This is a genomic window from Nitrosomonas nitrosa, from assembly GCF_003051105.1.
Classification (GTDB): Bacteria; Pseudomonadota; Gammaproteobacteria; order Burkholderiales; family Nitrosomonadaceae; genus Nitrosomonas; species Nitrosomonas nitrosa.
The window spans coordinates 24,489-42,508 of the sequence record NZ_QAOO01000005.1; the positions used below are offsets into that span (position 1 = coordinate 24,489).

Genomic DNA, 18,020 nt, shown 5'->3' on the forward strand with positions numbered 1-18,020 from the left:
AAGTTCAGACGTTATTCGGTTCTCAATGCTTCGACCGGGTTTAGCCGGGCTGCTTGCATTGCGGGCACGACCCCGGCGGCCAACCCTATCACCATCGATGCGCCCAGGGCAGCCAATACAAAATTCCAAGGGATACTGACGGGTAGATCGCTGATAAGAAATTCCAGCAAAGTGGCCAACGCAGTGCCGATCGCAAGCCCAGCCAGGCCACCCAGCGTGGAAAGGACGGTCGATTCCATCAAAAACAGCATTCGGATACGGCCGCGTGTCGCCCCCAGGGCGTTGAGCAACCCGATTTCTGCTACCCGTTCGGCGACCGAGATATGCATGAGCGTAACCATACCGACTGCACCCACCAACAGAGAAATTCCACCCAAGGCAGCAACCGCAAAGGTCAATACGTTCAGCACGGTCGAGAGGGTGCTGAGCATTTGTTGCTGAGGGGTGATGGTAAAGTCTTCGCGTCCATGCCGTTCGACCAGAATTCGCCGGACATCATCGATGACGGCTTGCAAGGGCGCATCTGGCGGATAGACAACCTGAATCTCCATCAACCCTTCGCGGTTGAATACTTCCAGCGCACGCATGGTAGGGATGAACACCGTATCATCCAGATCGAAGCCCAAAACTTGTCCTTTTGACGCCATCACGCCGATGACGCGAAAGCGTGACCCACCGACCTGCAGAATGGCGCCCAGCGGGGTCGTTTCACCGAATAGCTCGCTATGCGCCTTTGCGCCCAGCACCGCAAAAGCGCGTGGATTACGCGGGTCATCCGCAGGTAGAAACTGACCGATCGCGATATGCATATTGAATGCCTTGTCGAAATCCGGGCCTTGGCCATAGACTGTAACACGGCGGCTACGACCCGCTGCACGAATTTCTGCGTTACCCATGGCTGTCGCGTTGACGTATTGAGTATAACGGGAGTGTTTTAGCGCCAGTGCATCCTCTATCGTGAGGATACGGGCACTGCCGATGGCGCCGACTGATCCGCCATGCGTTTTGATTTTGCCGGGTGTTATGTTCAGGATATTCGTGCCGAACTGCGTGAATTCTAACAATACGAAACGTTGAATGCCTTCACCAATCGAAGTGAGCAGGACGACGGCTGCAATACCGATAGCAATGCCTGACGCGGAAAGCAGCGTGCGAAGCCAGTGAGCAGACAGGGCGCGTAAGGCAAAACGGATGGTGTCGGCGCTATTCATTTACTTACCGCTCAATGCTTTGATCGGATCAAGCCGCGCCGCACGGGTTGCGGGCAGCAATCCAGCAATCATGCCTGTTGTCAGCGCAACCAGGATACTGGCTAGGGTCGCCCACAGAGGCGGCCAGGCTGGCAACTGGGGCAGGGCGATGCGAATCAGCAAGCTCCCCAATTGCCCTATTAAAATGCCGAACACTGCGCCAGCGAGCGAAAGCCAGGCCGCCTCGGCAAGAAATAGACGGCGAATATCGGTCGAAAAGGCACCGACCGCTTTGAGCAAGCCGATTTCCGTCGTGCGTTGCGTGACAGCTACCAGCATGACATTCATCACCAGAATACCGGCCACGGCCAGACTGATCGCGGCAATACCGGCCACACCAAGCGTCAGCGCGCGCAAGATGCGATCGAACGTGGCCAGCACGGCATCTTGCGTGATGATGGTGACATCATCCTCGCCATCATGCCGCTGAATCAGTAATTCCCGGATGGCGTCCTTGGCAGAAGAAATCTCTGTGCGATTTCTGACCTCGACCAGAATGCGGAATAGCGAAGTGGTATTGAACAGCGCTTGGGCATGATTGATCGGGATGACGACGATTTCGTCTGAATTATACCCCATCGTTTCGCCTTGCTTGACCAGGACGCCCGATACGATGAAACGGCGGTCAGCCAGCCGGACACGCTGGCCAACGGCATTACCGTCAGGGAAAAACTCTTCCGCCAGTTTTGCGCCAAGCACGATTTGTGCGCTCAATTCCGATCCGTGTGTAAGAAAACTGCCCTGGGCGAGCTTCATGTGGCGAATGGGAAAAAAATTGCCGGTACTGCCGATAACGGTGACTTCCCGTAGCCGGCTTGCGCCAGAAAGTTCTGCTTCACCGACGTTGAGGGGGGCGTAACGCCGCACTTGTGGGAGATGGCCAATCCAGCGCGCATCTTCCAGTGTCAGGTCGCGGGGTGTCTGCCCTATGGCCGCGCCTGGAAAGCTGCCCGCCGTTTCCGCGCGCCCCGGTAATACGACCAGCAGATTGGAGCCAATTGAAGAGAACTGATTGAGTACATAGCGACGCGCCCCATCGCCCAAAGCAGTCAAAACGATGACGGCAGCGATGCCCAGCGCCATCGCCAGAACGATCAAGGACGAGCGGGTAGGGTAGCTGGTGACCGTCTTGAATGAGAGGTGAAGAATATCGCGTAGCTTCATCGCTCATCAGCCACGATCTGTCCATCGCGCATTGCGATGCGGCGGTGCGCGCGCAGCCCGAGCTCTCGGTCGTGCGTCACGATGATTAACGTCGTGCCGGCGTGATGCAGATTCTCAAGCAAGGCCATTACTTCCGCGCCAATGGAATGATCGAGATTGCCGGTCGGCTCATCGGCCAGCAAGGCGCTCGGGCGTAGAATGGTTGCACGTGCGATCGCCACTCTTTGGCGTTGCCCCCCTGATAACTCGGCCGGCCGATGCCGTGCGCGCTCACTTAAATTGAACGCGTGCAGCGTCTCATCCACGCGTGTTTTGCGTTCGGCAGGCGAAATGCCAGTCAGAATCAACGGTAGTTCGATGTTCTCTGCAGCGGTTAGACGGGGGATAAGATGAAAAGACTGGAAAACAAAGCCAATTTTTTCACGTCGAACGCGTGCTTGCTCGGTTTCGGATAAATCGGTCACGTCTCTTCCATCGAGTTGATAACGCCCACTATCGGGTCTGTCCAGCAAACCAATCACGTTCAGCAAAGTGGATTTACCGGAACCGGAAGGCCCCATGATGGATACATATTCACCGGAGGCAATTTCCAAATCGATGTGATCAAGCGCGCGTATTTCCTGATCACCCATATGAAAAATGCGGGAAATGGCTGAAAGCTCAATCATTGTGCGAGCGATTTAGATCTGACGAATGCACCGGCGGCAATATTCTCATCATCGAATGAAATGACGACCTGATTACCTTCCTCCAACCCGCTGACAATTTCAGTGTACGCCCAATTGGCGAGACCCGTTTCTGGCTGGCGTTCTTCCAGGTAATCTTGTTCGCCGAGCACCAGCACCTTGCCTTGCTGCCGGATGGCTTGTGTCGGGATACGCAAAACATTTTCCTGCCGATCGATGATCACTTCGACATCGGCACTGTAGCCAACTAACAATGCGTAATCCGAGCTCTCGGTGAAATTGACCTCGACATCGACGGTACGGGCCTGCTTTTCTATTTCGGTCACATAGGGCGCAATCCGGCGCACACGTCCGGCAAAGGAGCGGCCAGGCAATGCATCCAGCGTGATTCGCGCTTCCTGCCCAACCATTATTTTCGGCGCGTCTACTTCATCCATCGGTGCTGTGACATACAAACAACTGTCATCGATCAAATCGATTGCCGGAGGCGTGGGAATACCCGGTGGGGAAGGCATGGTGTATTCGCCCAATTCTCCGGTAACCTGTGCCACGATACCCGCGAAAGGCGCATGCAGTTGGGTGCGTTCCAGATTGGCTTGCGTGACTTCAATTTGGGCCTGTGCACGTTTGACATCTGCCGCCGCGGCCGCGCAGCTTGCTTGTTTGGCCTGGGCATTGAAATCGGCGTCTTCTGCTCGCTGCGGACTGACAAAACCTTGTGATACCAGTTGCTGGGTGCGTACCGATTCACGCCGCGCATTTTCGGCCAAAATACAAGCTTCGCGTTGCCGGCTTTTTGCGGTCGCCAGTTGCTGTTTGGCAAGCTCATGCTGTGCTGTGAGATCGGCGTTCCAGAGTTCCAGCAGAATTGTGCCTTGCTCGACGCGGTCCCCTTCTTTTACAGGAAGTTTGATAATTTGCCCGCCTACTGCAGGCGCAAGCTTGGCGCGCCGGCATGCTTTGATCGTCCCTGCGCGGGTATTGACCACAGTCGCCTCCACCGTGCCGCGCGCTATGCTGACAAGCTCGACTTCGATAGGGGTGGGGCGGGTCAGAGACCACCCGCCATAGCCCAACAATGCGGCAATAAGTAGAAAAGTGATCGTACGAGGCAGTGTTTTTGTTTTTATCATGAGTTAGAAAATGCTTTGGCCCTTGATCAAAAATCCAATAGGCTACTGCATTTGGTTTGTTTGTATCAATTTTTATCTGAGAAAAGCGGTTGGTGATTATCCTGAGCGCGCTTTGCCCTGATTATGCCATGCTTGAACGACATACATGCGCCAGACGCCGATGACTGTAAAATATTCGACAACGGCTAACAGGAAAGCTAATCGTAAAAGAACTGTGATCCATGATTTACCAATCAAAGTAAGCCTGAGTGTTATGATCGAATCCCTACGGTGAATTTCCCGCTCATCAAATCCGTTTCAAGAGCAGCATTATTATCATGCCGTTGCGTATGAGATAACCGCCATGGTTGAACGCAGTCATATAAAAAAATGGAGCATGCGATAGTAACAGGATTGGATTAAAGCTTGGTGAAGACCGCAATGCGTGAATCGACTTTGTTGGGATGGTGGAAGCGGATAACCAAAAAAACTGATCTACTGGATTTATTGGATATTTCCACTAGGTAGATGAAGGATTTATAAAATTTGCACACCACAGGTTTATTATGCCGAAAATATGACGCTAATGATTGGAAAATATTCATTTTGTTTCGGTAGAATGACTCAGGTTGATCTCAGGCTAATAAGAGCATCGATCCGATAAATTCATTAGCATAAGTAGGCTGAATTGCAAGTTGGCGCGTTAAATAAAATCAACCCACGTGCATAAAAAAGAGTCTCTCTCAAAATTCAGTATTTAAACAAGGCGAAGCGAGCGCAAAAAATGTTGTCGCAGCTTATGATTGATAGGTAAAGAAACTTTTTTTCGAACAACGACGAATTGAGACGAAATATGGATTTTTAGAAATGCTCTTATGCAGGCTATACATAACAGCGATCATCTTTTAGTCAAAACTGGGGAATAACCATGAACGACGCAACCCAATCTAACTCCATTCCCATCTGGCGAAGCCCTTTCATTTTATCGGACGGCAAGCGGTTGGCGGGTATACGGGACACCCGGCCTACCGAGGCGGATCAGGGCGTTTTGGATGTCAAAACGTTCAACGCGATTGAGACGGATGCTTTGTTCGACGAAATCAATCGTGCCGAAACCTGGATCGGGCAATCCGTACTTTACCGGTCATTGGCGAGACCCACGCACGATGCACAATTACTGCAGAAAAAACAGGAAGCGCTTAGGGAATTGGCCGACAATCCAGAATTGCACGCTGCACTCGAGCGCTTCGTCAAGCAGATGGTGGCAGGGGAGGAGTCGCTTTATTATCTGCTTTATGGTGAATTTAACGGGGGATTGGCAACAGATGACCCCAAAAACAAGACAGAGAAGCTCGAATTCGGTGGCTACGGTTATCATCAATTCATCGACGGGACGCAATTCGCGGTCGACCTGGTTGAAGAAGCCGATGCACTACCCCCCGTGCGCAGCGCTTATTTGCGCGAACTGATTCAAGCAATGGTCGATTTTGGTAATAGCCGAACGTATGCATTGATGCATGGTCCGATCTATATCATCGACGGCAAATTTAAGACCGGCAAAGAAAAGCCCCGTTACTTGCCAGTGCCGCGTTTCCGGCCGAGCATGTTCAAATGGCTGCCGATGCTGATATTTGTTTCCATCGTCAGCGGGCTTTATTTTTTCTTTCAGAATATGTGGGCCGAGCTAGGCGAAACCTACATAGGCTACGGTATCTTGATTTTGACCGTGCCCATGATCCCGATCGTATTGCAAGCTATCTGCTCATCGGACCTCAAATCAGTTATCTATCCTTTGCAGAAGTTATTCAGGAAAAGTCCTGAGCTCGCTAAAGCGGTGGAATCGCTTGGCATGATCGATGAGCTGCTATCTCTGCACCATTATGCCAAATCGGTCGAAGGTGAAATGACACTGCCAGAAATCCTCGCAGCAGGTCAACATTCATTGACGGTGACGAATGCTAGAAATCCTCTGCTTGCCAGAATCCAGCCCGATTATGTTCCCAATGACATCAAACTGGATGCCGCCAATCGTTTGCTGATCATCACCGGTCCAAACAGCGGAGGAAAAACAGCTTATTGCAAAACCATCGTGCAGATTCAGTTGTTAGGTCAAACGGGTGGTTATGTACCGGCATCGCACGCACGGCTGGTGCCAGCAGAACATATTTTTTATCAAGTGCCTGAACCCGGGAGGCTCGATGAAGGAATGGGACGCTTCGCGCATGAGCTGAAGCAGACGCGGGAAATTTTCTTCAACTCGACACCGCTGAGCCTGGTAATACTCGACGAACTTGCCGAAGGCACGACTTTTGAAGAAAGGATGACGCTTTCCGAGTATGTTCTGAAGGGATTTCATCAGCTCGGTGCAACGACGATACTGGTGACGCATAACCATGAGCTATGCGAGCGTTTATCAGGGGAGGGGATAGGAAGCTACCTGCAAGTGGAGTTCTTGCCTGAAGGCCCAACGCATCGCTTGATCCCGGGCATCTCTCACGTAAGCCATGCCGATCGTGTAGCGAGCGCCCTTGGATTCAGCAAAGAGGATGTGGAAAAGCATTTGGCTACCTTACCTGGAAAAGCCGAGTAAATAGACTACCCCGGCGATGCAACAAGAATTACGCAGTGGATGCTTCATGCATGCGTAGTTTTACCGTAACCACCGAGAATGCGGAAAACTCAACTCGGTGGTTACTGCTGATGGACATGAGAACTCAAGAAAATACCACCGGAATGGTCGTCTTATAGCGGCTATTTCCCTTTCTTATAACTGTACTGGTAAACATATTTGCCATAGCTGTAGCCGTGTCGAGCGGATACTTGAGGTAGATCGTTAAATACGATGCCCTTCAAACGGGTGCCTGCCTGAATCAGTCTTCTTGTACTTTGCTCCAATTCCCGCATGGGATGCTCACCCGCTTTGACAACCATCAGGGTCGCGCTCGCCAATCGGCCAATGATGGCCGCATCGGTCACAGCCAGGATGGGAGGGGAATCGATGATTACCAAGTCGTACTGCGCGCTGATATTCTCCAGGAAATGACCGAAGCGTTCATGCAATAACAACTCTGAGGGATTCGGCGGTATGGCTCCCGTCGGAATAAAATCGATGTTCGCCTGAGGGATGTGATGAATCGCTTCCTCTATCTTGATCGCGTCGAAAATAAGCTCAGATAAACCATTATCTCTACCTAGGCCAAGTGGTTTATGGATCAAACCTCTGCGCATATCGCCATCGATGAGCAAAACTTTTTTGCCTGCATCGGCCATCACTACGGCCAGGTTGACGGAGATGAACGTTTTGCCGATATTCGGGCTGGGTCCGGTAATCATGATGATATTGTTGCGCGCTTCCAGAAAAGCGAAATGCAATGTCGTGCGTAAACTGCGCAGGCTTTCGATAGCGATATCTTCCCTGTTTTCCAGCGCCAGGATAACCGGGGTGTAGTGGCGCGATGACGCTGGTTTTTTTAATTTGCCATAAAGCGCTTTCTGACTCTTGCTATGCGGAACGGTGGCATAGACGGGGATATTCAATTGCTTTTCGATTAAGTGAGGATCTTCCACGCCGCGATTGAGCAAGCGGCGAACGAATGCAGTCACTATACCGAGTATGATGCCTAGAATGACCGCTATCCCGATAATCAGCAATTTTTTGGGTTTAATGGGTTCATCGGGCAGGAGGGCATAATCGATGATTCTGACGTTGCCGATTGTCCCTGCTTTTGCAATGCGCAAGGTCTGTGCATTGTTCAAGAGCGTGGTATAAAGCTCAGTGTTGACTTTTACGTCACGAGATAGTCTCAAGATGACCTGCTGTGTTTCCGGTAATACTTCGATTTTATTATCGTGAGCGGTGATCTGGCTTTGTAAGCGTGCGATTTGCTTGTCAATCGAGATGATCGTGGGGTGCGATTCGGTATACCTTTGACGGAGCTCATCCCGTTTTTGTTGTAACAGCGTGATTTGGGTTCTTAGCTCGACCGCACTTTTCAAGATGTTCTGGGTTTCAAGATCCAAATCGATGGATCCCTGGCGGGTTCTATACTCATTGAGTGCGACGGTGGCCGCTTCCAATTGATCTTTCACGATCGGCAGTTGTTTTTCCAGGAACTCCAGGGTTTTCTGGGATTCAGCCGATTTCTGATCGACATTTTGTTGCACATAAATGTTGGCGATCTCATTCACGATACTCACCGCAGCATCTGGGCTATGTGATTCGACAGTCAATTCGAGGATACCGGTATTTTTACCTTTTTCCGTCACGGAAACGCTGTTTCTCAGATTGCGAATCGCTTGATTTTTCGATTGACGCATGACTGTGAAATAAGTGTCAGGGCGGGCTTTCAGCAGAGATACAAAGATCGAGACTGAATGTTTTTCGCCTTCTAGTTGCATGCTGGCGAGTTTGCCCACTTCCCCCTCGAGGATGATTTCATCGTCACGTATTAACTTGAAATGACCCTGTTTGCCAGCCTGCAGAATCAACTCTTCGTCCTCCCAGTCGGCAGGTACAGCAAAGGTGTCGACTTGAATAGCCTCCCCCCCCCATGCATAGTGGATTTGATCGAACAATGGATTGGCTACGGCATTATCTGGATTGCGCTTCTCGAACTGTCGGGCGATGGCCTCGCCGATGATCGGGAAATACTTGGGTTTCGCTACAATATCCAAGTGTAGGCTTTGTATCGTTTTTCCCAGTATCATCCTGGATTTGATCAGCTCGATTTCGGCCAAAACTGGTGTTTTACCATCGATCAGACCCGTTAACGGTTCGAGACCAGCAAGCGATTGGGTGTTTTCTTTGGCTTGCAGCAAACCATCGGCTTTGTAAACGGGGCGATCGAGGAAAGTCTTGGCTACACCCAAAGATAGGGCGACAAACGTTATGCCAATAATTAGCCATTTACTATCGAGTAAAATACCTAATACTTCGCCCAGGTTAATTTCGTCGTCATCTTGATCGAATTGATAATCTAGCTGTGCTTTTGCATGATCGTTAGGTGTATTTGGCATCATCTTGTGCAAGTAGTGGTTCTCTAAGTTAAATAATATCCAGGCGGTAAATCTGAAAAAATGCGTTGCCAACAAACCATTGCTATTAGGTTTGCGTTGTGCGCATTTGCTTGAGTTGGAGACAAATTATGGCTTGTCTCGATTTGAAGCGTTAAATAGTTACCGTACCGAAGGGAGACGCCTGAATGGCTGAATCCGTAGCGAACCATCAAATGAATTTAGCAAGCTAATGGTAGGTTGAATTTGCGCAATGATCTGATTCCAGCGGATACCTTGAGCGCGATCCACATAAATTACATCGCGTGGCTGCAATGGAAAACGATCAGCCAACAGCAGCGCATCGGGGGATTTTGCATCCAAGTGGAAAATTTCCGACTTACCCAAACCGCCTCTAAACACGAAAATCCGCGCCGGGTCGGATGTTTCTTGGTCGAACCCACCGGCTTCACTCAATGCCTCTGTCAATGTCATACGCGCTTTGTTCATGACCAGGCTGCGCGAACGGCCAATGGCACCGCCCGCAACGAAGTGATTGGTTTCCCCGAGTACGAATACTTTATTCAGCATGCTGTCGGGCACATTGAGCACATCACCATGTTTGAGCAGCACATTCTGTGAGATATCGCCGCCTTCATAAAGGCTGAGTAAATTGATACTGTATGTTCTGCCATCGCGGGTCAAGGTGATGTTACGTTGATCGGCCTCCGGTTTTACGCCTCCCGCATTATTGATGGCTTCCAACACAGTCAGCGGGATATCCTTGACGAGCTGGATGCCGGGCTGTGCGACTTCACCCACGACATAAACCCGTTGGCTGCGGTAAGCCGCAACCCGTACGTCCAATTGTACCTGCTCGATATACTTCGATAACCGCCGAGTCAGCTCATCCCGGATCTCCTCAACCGTTCTGCCGGCTGCATGCACAACCCCCACGTAAGGATAGAAAAACGTACCGTCTTCACCGACGACATTACCCGCAGCCTCCGCAGAGCGGAATTGACCGGCGGGAATGGTCAGTTCAGGGTGATCCCAAACGGTAATGTTGAGAATGTCCCTAGGCCCTACACGATATTGGGTATAGGGTTCTGAATCTGGAACACCTTTGATGGTATTCGACCCGATGCGGTAATCAAAATAGTGATTGGCAACGTTATCCGGCCCCAAGCTGCGATTGTTGAAATCTTGCTCTAGTTCAACAATGAGCTGCGCATTGATGGTTTGAATATTGAGCCTCTTTAAAATAGTCTCATTATTTTCTGTCACCGGCATTTCCACGCTCGATTGTCGAGAAAATGGGTTCATGTGCTGACCAGGAATGATAGAACAAGCAGCAAGGGGCGAGAGCGCAATAAGAGTGAAGAAAATTTTAGTACGCATGGATTTCAAACATTATTCAGATATCAACTGTAAAAATTTTCGACAAGTTATTGGTATATGATGTTTAAGTCATCCGCTTTTATTTGTCAAACCTGTTGCGCTGATTTAGGGAATTAATTTCGTTTTTACCGATTCAGTGTAGCTTTTTTGCCCACTCAGCTACGCCTTGCTCTATTAACGCCAAGGCGGCTTCAAATACCGTCATCTCCTTCTGGTAAGGATCAGGTATATCAAAATGACTCCATTCGCCCAGACGAAAAACCTTACCTCTTGTGCTCGGCTCGTTTTTTTCGATTGCGTCTTTCTGAAATGCTTCCATTACGAGAATCAAATCAGCTTTACGGATCATCTCGCTATTTAATTGGCAGGCACGGTGGCCCGATATATCAATGCCTTTTTGCATCATCAACTGGCAAGCCATAGGATCGGCTTTATGGCCGACCAGGGCATTGAGTCCGGCAGAGCTTACATGACAATCGATAGCCGATTGAGCCAAGGTTTGCTTCAATAATCCCTCGGCCATCGGACTTCTACAAATATTGCCGATACAGATAACTAAAATATTTTTAAACAAAGATCAACTCTTATTGGTTTAGGTTGTAATTGTTTGCTCGCTGAGCATGTCTACCTTGACAAAGAAGCAACGAGATGAAGAGATTGCAAATTCTTGCTGTCAAGTATCATTGCGCATAATTCAAAACTACGTGGCAGGCTGCCCGTCTTTCCGATCATGATGGTTTGGACAGATAAGCTTACTTCTTCTTATCGCCATATCCATATAGCTCCATGAAGCCTGTACCTTTATGCGTACCTTCAATTTTGACGGCACCTTCCCAATAAATATTGTAGGTAGACAGCATGGCATCAAATTCACTGTTTTCCATGAGCCCCTGGGTCTTGATATCCATATTCCACTTTGGGATTTGGATAGTCCACGAAATCGGATAAGCAATACCTGTTTTTTTGCTGGTCCATTTTTTTCCGGGTATTAACGTAAAATCCTTGCTCGACAATACTTCGGTGATGCCGTTTTGAGTTACGCTACCCGTATAAAGGATAGGGTTACCTAATTTGTCGCGCAACTGGTACAGCATGACATCCTCACCACTATCCAATTGAAGACTGAACCAATCCCATGATAATTGATTGGTGGTGAAATCACCCCATTGATGATCAAACCAGGCGATACCTTTTACAGCCTCAATTTTTTTACCGATTTTGACGGTACCAGATATGGCCATGCGCGTTCGGGAATAGTAATAGCTGCTGCCAGCCTGCTCCAGTGAGATAATACCTTCCTCGCCATGAAGTACAGGGGGGAGGGTACTGGTTAGCGTCAGGTTGAAACTGTATTGATTGGTTGCCGCCACGAGTTGATCATGGCCATTTTTTCCTGTCATCGTCCAGTTATCCATTTTGAAATCGAATCCATCGCTGGTCGCCGACGCAAAATCAATGCCGACAGTGGTCCTGCGTTGATCGGTGAAACGTTGGTTTGTTTGATGATCACTGAGTGAAACATGTTTCACTAAATGGCTGATCAAATCCGTCACAATGAAGGTCGTGTAATGGAAGCTAAATCGTTTGCCGGATTCTGTTGTTAAATGTCCATTGTAGTACCACCATTCCATCTTGGCTTGGTGTGGCGCATCATCTTTAGGGAGCGACACCTTTCCCTCATTAGAGGCTTTACTCTCGAACCATTCATCGGCAGGTTTGATTGCCATGATCTCATAAATGAACCATGCGCCCATGCCCAGTACGAAAAGCAGAATGAACAGTATAAGGGAAGCTTTTGCCGAGTATCGTTTTCTGTATTTACGTTCAGTTTTTTTGCCAAACATACCGATGTGTGCGGGTTTTATGCACGCTGCTCATGTCATAGGCAAAAATGATGTCATCAATTTACACCTACAATCATTGGCCAGCAGGATGATTACAATAGCACAGATGAAGTATTCGCGTCATTGCTATGGCTGGCTCGCGAATAACCCTAACTTTGCCGATTTTTGGTTAACCATACTATCGCGGATGGTGTAAAAGATGAAAGCAAAGTATTATGCCAAAAGAGAATAGAAATTATATGGTGATGGTTAAAAGCTTATATTATTATATTGGTATTGTTATGATTTCATGACAAATTTTATGTTTGACAACCAGCCCAATTGCATATAGATTCGCATAACGAGCAGAACTGAATTTTATTTCTAACTTGTTTTTTTCTCAAAGATGGAGTATCAGAATATGCATAAAAAATCACTGCTTGCAGTCATCTTTGCCGTCTCGCTAACAAGTATAAGCGCCTCGTCCGTTGCAGCTATCATCGCCAGTTCGTCTAATATGACCGGCGATGTTGAAGTCACAGGGTTTGCTGATGGCTCTCCCACAACGTTCTCTGCCAGCTTTGAGAATTTAAGCGGTTCTCTTAATCTGCTGGCTATGGAAAATGGCTTCTACAATGTTTATGGGCAAGGTTCTGCAAATTTTGTGGGACATGCAGGGCCTGGGGGTACGATAGACGTAACCGTTCCTTCGTCAACACTGCTTTATAGCGGATTCCTCGGTTCCTCTGGGTTAACACCGGGCTCTTACGGCTTTACCTTTGGATCGTCAATCGGTGCCGATATCAACTTCGGCTTTACCTTAGATTACGATGGTGTCGTCAGTCCTTTGGTCATGGGTTTCATGGCGCCTTTCGGTTTTGTTGATCCGGAAGGAAGCGGTCAGCTTACCGTGACAGGTACTTTTTTTGCCGATGGCACCAGCGCACTCTTCAATTTCTCTGAGTCGGCCTTAACATGGACGGGTATTGGTGGAACCTTACTCGCAGGGGATACATTGTTGGGGGGAGGGGACGGTGTCATGGGAGGGGACGGTGTCATCAATGGCCCGTTCGAGCTTGCCGATATCGTGGCAACTGCTGAAGCGATTACCGCTATACCCGAGCCTGCCACCCTCGCCTTAGTTGGGTTGGGGATCTTGGGCATGGGCGCAGCACAAAGACGCAGAAAAAATTAAATTTGTTGTCCTTAGAGGTGGGTACGTTGGCTAAAATCGATGTACCCATTCTTATTTAATCCTTTTTTATCCTTTCTCATTAGCCCATTGCATTACCGGCTAAATGTTGCTACAAAATCGGTGATTAATTCTGCAATACCTGTTTCAGGAAACCGATTGATTCCCGCTGCAGCTTCACGCCCGCCGCCTTCCGGATAACGGCGGCAAAAAGCCGAAGCGCTCTGTGGATACGTGCGCGCGGTACGCACGCTGGCCGAGTAGGTTCCTTCTCCATCGGGACAGAGAATTAAGTGCGCACGCTCGGGGTGCGCTTGTGACAAATCATTGGCCCAAACACCGATTACCCTGCGTGCCCATGCAGCGTCTGGAAGCAGATAAACCGCGGTTGTGGGTGAAACGAATTCTGGTGCCAAATTGCTAGCTTGCTCTCTATCCGATGCATAACCCGACGCAAGCACCGCCAGCTCCGGCGAATTGCCAAACACCTGGCGTGGATCGCTGAAATGACGCATCGCTTGAAAAAGTGCAGCGGGGTGAAAGTGCAAATCTTCGATCCGCGTACCATAGCCATTGTAGTTGAGCAGCTCACCCAATTGACGCAGTCGAAGACAATCATCCAAATCCAACTTGAGTTCAGCACAGCGCCTTTCCGCAACCTGGACCAGGTTGTCTCCAAAAGCGGCAACGATGGCCCATAAAGTAAAGCGCTCAGCGAGATAACGGTCGACCAGCAAGCTAGTGCAAACATTGGGAGACTCGTCGATAACGGCCAGCAGCCGGTCGTGTTTGGGAATATCACCAGCAAAGTGATGATCGAAGTAGCGTAGCTGTGCGCCTGCATCGAGTAACCGTTGAAGATCGGTACGGTTACGATCCAGTGAGATATCCAGCACGGTAATTTGATCCCCCTGCGTAGCTTTCACCTGTTTCAATAAAGTGACGTCACGTTTTACCCCAGTGATCAACTCCGTATCGAGCGGCTCGGCTAGCCTTAGCTGGATCAACGCACAAATACCGTCTGCGTCACCATTGAATACATCGATGTGGTTTGTCATTTTTTAATCTTTCTTAACGTGCTATAGAATAAATACTGCATTACAAGTTCTGGTGCTTATACCACGTTGATCACTCCGAGCATCCTCTGAGCCAGTGCTGACCGGTCATATTTTTTGGCAGCTGCCAGGCAATTTTTTTGATACTGCTCATAAGCCGGTCGGTCGCATCGCATTTGCATCAAGCCCGCTATCAATTGGGTTGCATTTTCAGGTTCGAATACGATACCGACGCCTTCATTACGAACGATATCTGCAGATTCCCCAGCGACGCCATGGAGTACAGGTAAACTCATGCCCATACATTCAAATAACTTGGAAGGGATGACTGTCGTAAACAGATCCGTTTTCTTCAGATGAATGATCGAAACATCCAATAATGACCAATAGCGTGCAACCTGATCCTTGGGCACCGAATCGATAAAAATGATGTTATCCAGCCCACGCCGCGCTGCTTCCTCCTTAAGCGCCTGCTTACGTGCGCCATCCCCAAGCAAAATAAATTGGAATGCTACGCCATCAGGAAGAGTGCGTATTTTTTCTGCGGCATCCAGCAATGTTTCTAAATGATGCGCCAATCCGTGTGTACCTACATAGCCAGCGACGAATTTTCCTTCCAGACCGAGTTGAGCAACCAGTTCAGCGTCTTTAGGCATCGGTTTGAAGCGAGACATATCTACGCCATTGGTAATTACCGTGATTTTGTCACTATTCACCCCGCGCGCAATCAGTGTTTTCTTGAAAGAATGAGTAACCGATACAATCTGGCTGGCTTTCCGGTAAAGAAACATTTCCACACGCTCAAGTAGACGGATTGCCGCGGAATCCTCCATAGCCCCCACTGCTTTGATCGATTCAGGCCATAAATCACGCAATTCAAATACGAAAGGAATGCGCTTCATGCGGCTTACCGCATAAGCGGCGCATGCCGTGAAGAATTGCGGAGAAGTGCCGATTACGATATCTGGATGACGCACGAACAGCGATGCCAAGGTCGAGGTTAGCATAAAGCTTTGGTAATCCAGGATACGCCTGACAAATCCTTCGTTCGCCGTGATGTATGACCACACCCGGATTACCCGAATACCCGCCATCTCTTCGCTTTGCCAAAGCCGGTTTTGGTAGCTTTCAAAAACTCGCCCCTTGGGAAAATTAGGCGCGCAGGTGATCACTGTGACCTGATGTCCCGCTTTTACCCATTCACGGCAATGCTCGAAAGTACGCGAAGCAGGCGCATTGACTTCGGGAGGGAAATTATCGGTTAAAAACAATATATGCATTTCATGCCCATTTGAATTGAATACGGCTACGCCCATTATGCAAGTGCAATACGAGGCAACAGGATGGCTGGCTGCTACCAAAATACGGATGATAGGTCGATTTCTTAAGCTCTAATTCTCCCATCTCAACCTGCCAGGATAATTTACGGCCATTGGTTAAACTCAGGCTACCCGTTATTCCATGCCCAGACACGGCAGCTGTAATCGCAGGGTGTAAATGAAATCTCGCGGCAGCATGATTGAAAGACCCGCTGACGTGATCTTCGATCAGGAACGATTTAGCACCGAACTGCCATCGTCTGGTATGAACCGGGCCACCTGGCAGTCGACGATAACCATCATGACTGCAAACAATCTGAAGTTCATCATGCATCATCATTTCTAAACCAAATGGCCGCGCCCGCCGTGCCACCCGAAAGCCTGCCCATACTTCCGAAGAACTCTGCTCATTGACGACGACGGTGTTATGCGCTGCCGTTTCCCGCTGACGCAACCGCTCATCACTCAGACCGTAACATGAAGTACCTGAATTGACTAAAACCCGTTCGCCAAATGCGGAAAGTTCGAAAGATAACGTATCGGCATGAGCATGTCCGGGCAGATAGTCTGGCCCAATCGGCGCGACATCGAGCAGTGCAACTATTTCGGGCTGAGTTACACGAATATAACCACTTTGCGCCAGGTGAACGATACCATCCAAGTTACGGGTAGATTCTGCCATACCCAAATCACGGGCATACCGTTCCAGCTCTGAAGGCGTGGGCGCAATACCTAACGCTGCATCATTGAACAAGCTGATTTCTCCATCCGGATGACACATTGTCGCTAACCAATCACGCATCAGATTTATGCGCCGGGGCCAGTCTGCGATGACTGTGCGCCAATGTGGCGGCAGCGCGTTGGCAAAGGTGGTGGTGATATTGTTCAAATCCAGCATGTCTTCGAGTGCTAACGCATGGTACATCGTACTGCGTTCAAATTGTCCGCCATCTGCTAGAATCTGCTCCGCTATTTCTCTACTTAGAATCCGCATGCCTTTCTTCAGCCAACCTGAAGCTTCCCGGCCATCGAAAAACAAACCGGCGAACACCAGTGCCTTGGCATTGGCAAACAGATGATTGCCAAGTAAATGAATCTCCAGTCGTTTTGCGAGCCAGCGCGTCTGGACGGCCAGACTCTCCAGGCATTCATCAGGCAATTCATTACCAGCCAGCGACCATTTGATCCAATTCACTATACGCAAGGAAGTGGGGTAAGGTTCCCAACCGGTACCTGTAGCAGGCGGATTCTCCTGTACCCAGCGTAGTAGCAGAGCACGGTGCCACTCACTCCGAGCTGCAGCATCCTGCGCATTCAAATCTTCGAAGTAGTGGAGGTTATAGCGCCAAAGCTTCTCTAAATTATCACCGTCCCAGCCATGCTCCGATAAACCATGGACTTCATTCAAAAAATGAAAACGATCATGATCTACCAGACTGATCGGCCGCCGGGCAGGTAACACCCACTGATTATTACCGGCAACCCGGCAGGACGGAGCAGGCCGCAGATCAATTTTAGGTCGCAATAACCGGAACCATACTCGCCCAAATAGCTGTACTGGACGTAAATACCGCAAAGTATGCCAGTAACGTGCGATGTGTCGTATAGAAATCATAAAAATTATGGATATAAACCTTGTGCTTCATTTTATTTAAATGACGGCTGAGATATTGCTACATTCTCAACAAGAGCAACACCGTCATTGCGAGGCGGCGTAGCCGCCGTGGTAATCCAGTTTTTCCAAAGGAATCGCATTGACTCCAGACTATTTTCACCTCTTTATCACGCTGCCAAGAGTTGATCCGCCAACCATGACAGTGCAGGACATTTATTACGTCATCGCAGCTAACCAGCACCTTACTGGATTGCTTCGCTGCGCTCGCAATGACGTCAGCAGCACGAGCTTGCTTACTATGCAAATCCACCGCTCGTCATTGCGAGGCGGCCATGCCGCCGTGGCAATCCAGTTTTTCCGAAGGAATCACATTGACTCTTAATTATTTTCACTCCTTTGTCACGTAGCCAA

The 18,020-nt window shown here is 49.3% G+C and carries 14 protein-coding genes; 3 read left to right on the plus strand and 11 right to left on the minus strand.

Annotated elements, in window-relative coordinates; genetic code table 11:
- Nucleotides 1–11: 11 nt before the first annotated feature.
- Genes C8R30_RS03525 through C8R30_RS03540 form a run of 4 tightly spaced genes read right to left on the minus strand, consistent with a single transcriptional unit; the run spans nt 12 to nt 4,233 of the window.
- A complete protein-coding gene (locus C8R30_RS03525) occupies nt 12–1,211 on the minus strand; it encodes an ABC transporter permease (protein ID WP_090670196.1) in 1,200 nt (399 codons plus the stop codon).
- Nucleotides 1,212–2,414 carry an ABC transporter permease gene (locus tag C8R30_RS03530; protein ID WP_107789561.1) on the minus strand — a complete coding sequence of 401 codons (1,203 nt, stop codon included), beginning with the start codon at nt 2,412–2,414 and terminating at the stop codon, nt 1,212–1,214.
- Entirely contained in the window at nt 2,411–3,082 is a 672-nt protein-coding gene (locus C8R30_RS03535; RefSeq protein ID WP_090670202.1) for an ABC transporter ATP-binding protein, read from the minus strand. The genes C8R30_RS03530 and C8R30_RS03535 overlap by 4 nt, the downstream gene beginning before the upstream one ends.
- Nucleotides 3,079–4,233, minus strand: a complete 1,155-nt coding sequence (locus C8R30_RS03540) for an efflux RND transporter periplasmic adaptor subunit (RefSeq protein WP_107789562.1) — start codon at nt 4,231–4,233, stop codon at nt 3,079–3,081. The genes C8R30_RS03535 and C8R30_RS03540 overlap by 4 nt, the downstream gene beginning before the upstream one ends.
- Nucleotides 4,234–5,140: 907 nt before the next feature.
- Between C8R30_RS03540 and C8R30_RS03545 the strand changes: the two genes are divergently transcribed.
- Complete coding sequence (locus C8R30_RS03545; RefSeq protein WP_107789563.1) at nt 5,141–6,802, plus strand: MutS-related protein; 1,662 nt, start codon at nt 5,141–5,143, stop codon at nt 6,800–6,802.
- Nucleotides 6,803–6,963: 161 nt separating this feature from the next.
- Here C8R30_RS03545 and C8R30_RS03550 read toward each other — a convergent pair whose 3' ends face one another.
- The 4 genes from C8R30_RS03550 to C8R30_RS03565 form a co-directional block, all read right to left on the minus strand.
- Nucleotides 6,964–9,300, minus strand: coding sequence for a polysaccharide biosynthesis tyrosine autokinase (locus tag C8R30_RS03550; protein ID WP_258191927.1), 2,337 nt, complete (start codon nt 9,298–9,300; stop codon nt 6,964–6,966).
- An 87-nt stretch (nt 9,301–9,387) separates the two neighbouring features.
- A complete protein-coding gene (locus C8R30_RS03555) occupies nt 9,388–10,605 on the minus strand; it encodes a polysaccharide export protein (RefSeq protein WP_090670213.1) in 1,218 nt (405 codons plus the stop codon).
- Nucleotides 10,606–10,738: 133 nt separating this feature from the next.
- A complete protein-coding gene (locus C8R30_RS03560; protein ID WP_090670215.1) occupies nt 10,739–11,179 on the minus strand; it encodes a low molecular weight protein-tyrosine-phosphatase in 441 nt (146 codons plus the stop codon).
- Between the two features lie 178 nt (nt 11,180–11,357).
- Entirely contained in the window at nt 11,358–12,332 is a 975-nt protein-coding gene (locus C8R30_RS03565) for a lipocalin-like domain-containing protein (RefSeq protein ID WP_177182336.1), read from the minus strand.
- Between the two features lie 46 nt (nt 12,333–12,378).
- Here C8R30_RS03565 and C8R30_RS15805 point away from each other — a divergent pair, with 46 nt between their 5' ends.
- Nucleotides 12,379–12,645 (plus strand): hypothetical protein, encoded by a 267-nt coding sequence (locus C8R30_RS15805; protein WP_181258693.1) that lies wholly within the window; start codon nt 12,379–12,381, stop codon nt 12,643–12,645.
- Nucleotides 12,646–12,849: 204 nt separating this feature from the next.
- Complete coding sequence (locus C8R30_RS03570; protein ID WP_181258694.1) at nt 12,850–13,623, plus strand: PEP-CTERM sorting domain-containing protein; 774 nt, start codon at nt 12,850–12,852, stop codon at nt 13,621–13,623.
- Between the two features lie 92 nt (nt 13,624–13,715).
- On the opposite strand, the gene C8R30_RS03575 is transcribed toward C8R30_RS03570, so the two are convergent.
- The 3 genes from C8R30_RS03575 to C8R30_RS03585 are packed head-to-tail and all read right to left on the minus strand — an operon-like array spanning nt 13,716 to nt 17,609.
- The gene (locus C8R30_RS03575; RefSeq protein ID WP_107789565.1) at nt 13,716–14,678 is read right to left on the minus strand and encodes an acetyltransferase; all 963 of its coding nucleotides are present in this window, start codon (nt 14,676–14,678) and stop codon (nt 13,716–13,718) included.
- A gap of 56 nt (nt 14,679–14,734) precedes the next feature.
- Nucleotides 14,735–15,955 carry a glycosyltransferase family 4 protein gene (locus tag C8R30_RS03580; RefSeq protein WP_107789566.1) on the minus strand — a complete coding sequence of 407 codons (1,221 nt, stop codon included), beginning with the start codon at nt 15,953–15,955 and terminating at the stop codon, nt 14,735–14,737.
- Between the two features lies 1 nt (nt 15,956).
- Nucleotides 15,957–17,609: a heparinase II/III family protein gene (locus C8R30_RS03585; RefSeq protein ID WP_107789567.1), complete on the minus strand. Its 1,653-nt coding sequence runs from the start codon at nt 17,607–17,609 to the stop codon at nt 15,957–15,959.
- Between the last annotated feature and the right edge of the window lie 411 nt (nt 17,610–18,020).